The organism is Actinomyces sp. oral taxon 849 str. F0330, assembly GCF_000239715.1.
GTDB lineage: Bacteria > Actinomycetota > Actinomycetes > Actinomycetales > Actinomycetaceae > Actinomyces > Actinomyces johnsonii.
Window position 1 is genome coordinate 457,587 of record NZ_JH470349.1, and the last position, 3,270, is coordinate 460,856.

Genomic DNA, 3,270 nt, shown 5'->3' on the forward strand with positions numbered 1-3,270 from the left:
CGAGCGCCGCTCGTCGTCCACCAGCTACGGCACCGAGCCGCTAGAGGCCGAACCCCTCCTGGCCATGGTCCGCGACGCCCTCGGCCGACGACGCGCGCACTTGGGACGAGGAAGCGGCGGCCTGCCCCCTCGGAGCCCTTCGTCCTCCTCCTGCGCCCGCGCGGAGCAGAACCCGGCATCTACCGGGTCCGGCTCGACGGCGTCGACCTCATCCGCCCCCTGCCGGAGGCCGAGGTGATTGAGGGCATGACGGTGCAGAAGGAATTCGCCCGCGCCGGCGCCATCGTCTCGGTGGCCGCCAACCTTGATGAGGCAGACACCTGGGGCGGAGCGGTCGGCTACCGCTTCACCATGAGCCGCAGTGCGGCCCTCATCTACTCGGTCCACCTGCGCGCCGTCGCCCGAGGGCTGGTGGGGACTGTTTTCGCCGGTTTCGCCACCTCGGCGGTGCGCCATCTGCTGGACTCCGACGGCGTCAGCCGCCACCAGATGTTCGCCGTCACCGTGGCCAGTCCAGAGGCCGAGCCCGAGACGAGTCCGACGGCCGGTTAGCCCCGGTCATCACCTGCGTGCGCCGACGGCCCGCCGGCGGCGAGACGGACCCAGAACTACATACCGCGTCAGAGAGTTCCACAGACCACCCCGTTCGCGGGGTTTGGGGCCCGGTCCCGGCAGACCGGACCCCCGGGGCCCGATCGGGCCCCGCTCCTGCCCACATGACATCTGAGAGAAGGAGGTGAACAGCATATGACGAACAGCGCGATCGATCTCACCCTCGCCGACAGTGACTTCGGCGTCGAGGAGCTCCCCGAGGGCAACGCCCTGGGTTGTGCCTTCAGCAGCGCCAGCGCGTCCTGCCCGGCCTGCGCCGCCTCGGCCTCGTGCCCGGCCAGCGCCGCCTCGGCCTCGTGCCCGGCCTGCGCCGCCAGCGCGTCGACGACGTCCTGCTGACGACCCCACAGTGGCGGGCAGGAGACCGGGGTCTCCTGCCCGCCACAGCGGTACCCGGTACATCGCGAACCGACCTGAGGGAGCCATGAGCCCACGATGAGCACGGTGATGAGTACGGCGACGAGCCCGCCGATGAGCCCTGGGAGCATCCCGACGAATCCGATCCCGCGCCTGCGCCGCGGCGTGAGTCTCATCGTCGGGATGGACAACCAGCCGATGCTGTTCGACTCCGACTCGGGCAAGTACCACCGGCTCGGTGCGGCCGCGGCCTTCATCGTCAACCAATTCGACGGGGTGCGCTCCCTGCCGACCATCATCGAGGAGCTGCCCCAGGACATCGACGAGGCAGGCGCCAAACGCATCACGAGCCTGGTCGACAACCTGCGCGACAAGAGCCTCCTGGCGGGCAGTGAGCCCGCTCCCGCCGTTCCGGCGGCCCCGGCGCGCACCAGGCGCACCCGCGGGCGGCACACCGCCCAGCCCCGTCAGGCCCGCCACCTCAAGGTTGAAAAGCCCCGCCGCAGCGGGGGCTGGTGGCTGCCCCGCATCATCATCGCCCGCAAGTACCACCGGATCGTCGCCCCCGTCGTCACCCTGCTTCAGCGCCTGCCGGCCCGCGCGCTCAGCTGGGTCTTCCTGGCCCTGGCCGCCTGCGGCTACACGGCCGGGGCCATGGCGCTGAGCTCCCTGGCCGGGGGCCCCCGCCCGAGCGTCTTCGTCTTCATCACGGCGGTGGCGATCCAGCTGGTGAGCATCCTGCTGCACGAGTCCTGGCACGCCATCGTCGCCGGCTACCTCGGCACGCCGATTCGCGGGCTCGGGGTGGCGCTCATGTTCTGGGTCATCCCGATCGCCTACGTCGACCGCACCGACTCCTACCGGGTGCGATCCCGGCGCGGGCTGACCATGCTGGCCCTGGCCGGCATCTTCTCCGACGGCGTCGTCTGCGGTCTGGAGGCGGCCGTCGCCTGGGCCTCCACGGGGATGGTGCGCCAGGTGGCCCTGACCCTGTGCGCCTTCCAGCTCACGATGCTCATCACCAACCTCAACCCCCTCACCCAGTCCGACGGGGTTGCCGCGGTCGAGGCGGCCACCGGTTCGGTCAACCTGCGCGGGCGTTCCATGTTCGTTCTGCGCTGCACTCTCACACGCCAACCCCTGCCGCCGGCCCTGGCCGGGATGCGGCCCGCGGTGCGCTGGGGCTATTTCATCTACGGGCTTCTGTGCAGTCTTCTCGGTCTCCTGGCCTTCACGATGAGCGTTGTATGGATAGGCTACTGGCTGTACGCCCTCGTGAAAGGTTTCCTCCTATGACGCAGCCGGTTCTTTCCCGTACCGGTGCCTCCCCATCCCGACAGCCACAGCCGCACTCCACATCCGCCGTGACCCCCGGGGAGCCCGTCCTATCCGCCCCGTCTTCCGCCGTACCAGCTCCGGTACCGGCGCCGGAACCTCCGGCTTTGGCCCAGCCCGCCGTCGCCCTGCCGACCCTCGTGCGCCTGGGCGGGCTCCCCGTGCGGGCCGTCCCCGAGACCACCGCCGCCGTCACCGGCAACCTGGAGTACCTGCGCCGGCTCGACGAGGTGCTCGACGGCGCCGCGAACCAGCTGCTCGACCCGCTCTACGAGCTCATCCCCACCCTGGCCAAGACCGAGCGCCGCCTGGTCCTGCGCGCCAAGCGCCGAGTTTTCCAGGGGCGCGCCACCGGCCTGTCCGAGGAGGTCCTGGCTGCCCTACCCACTGAGCTCCGCGCGCTGCTGGAGCGCTGGGACGCCCTGGTGGCCCGCAAGGAGGAGACCCGCGGGCGTCTGGCCGTCCTCGTCGACGTCGACCTCGACCGCAGCCGCGAGCTGTTGGCGGCCGGTCTCGACGAGCCCGGCTACCAGGAGGCCCTGGCGATCGCCGCCCCGGCCCTCATCTCCACTTTGGCCTCCCGCGGCCGTAGGCTTGAGGATCCCCGCGTCCTGCGCACTCTCTACACCCTGGCCACCCGGGCCGCCCTCAAGACCAGCCCCTTCTCGGGACTGACCACCGTCAACGAGGCGGGCCAGCCCGCTGCCGGGCGCAGCCACCGCATGGTGGCGACCCACCTGGCCTACCGCATTCTGAGCGCCACCGCCCAGGATCTGGCGCCTGACGGCGCCCTCTACCTCGAGCCCGCCCCCGTGCGCCGGGCCTTCAGCGCCGGCTCCGGCGGGGGAGCGGCCAATGCATACGGGCAGCACCCGCCCGCCGAACCGGAGGCGGAGACGCTGACCGTCATCGGCGAGCACGAGTACGGCAACGGCATGGTCTTCCGCCAGGAGACCGTCCAGCCCG

At 71.3% G+C, this 3,270-nt stretch carries 2 protein-coding genes and 2 pseudogenes; all 4 read left to right on the forward strand.

Going from position 1 to position 3,270, the window contains the following annotated elements; all coding sequences use genetic code 11:
- Positions 1–552, forward strand: a pseudogene (locus HMPREF0975_RS03920) (hypothetical protein); the annotation flags it as partial.
- 195 nt (positions 553–747) lie between these two features.
- A complete protein-coding gene (locus HMPREF0975_RS03925) occupies positions 748–951 on the forward strand; it encodes a thiocillin family RiPP (RefSeq protein ID WP_009232842.1) in 204 nt (67 codons plus the stop codon).
- A gap of 96 nt (positions 952–1,047) precedes the next feature.
- Positions 1,048–2,265, forward strand: a complete 1,218-nt coding sequence (locus HMPREF0975_RS03930; protein WP_009232843.1) for a PqqD family protein — start codon at positions 1,048–1,050, stop codon at positions 2,263–2,265.
- Positions 2,266–2,411: 146 nt separating this feature from the next.
- Positions 2,412–3,270 (forward strand): annotated as a pseudogene (locus HMPREF0975_RS03935) (lantibiotic dehydratase); the annotation flags it as partial.

What these genes read in the sequence shown, in the direction of transcription:
- HMPREF0975_RS03925 (WP_009232842.1), top strand. Translation starts at nt 748, where the DNA reads ATGACGAACAGCGCGATCGATCTCACCCTCGCCGACAGTGACTTCGGC.
- HMPREF0975_RS03930 (WP_009232843.1), top strand. Translation starts at nt 1,048, where the DNA reads ATGAGCACGGTGATGAGTACGGCGACGAGCCCGCCGATGAGCCCTGGG.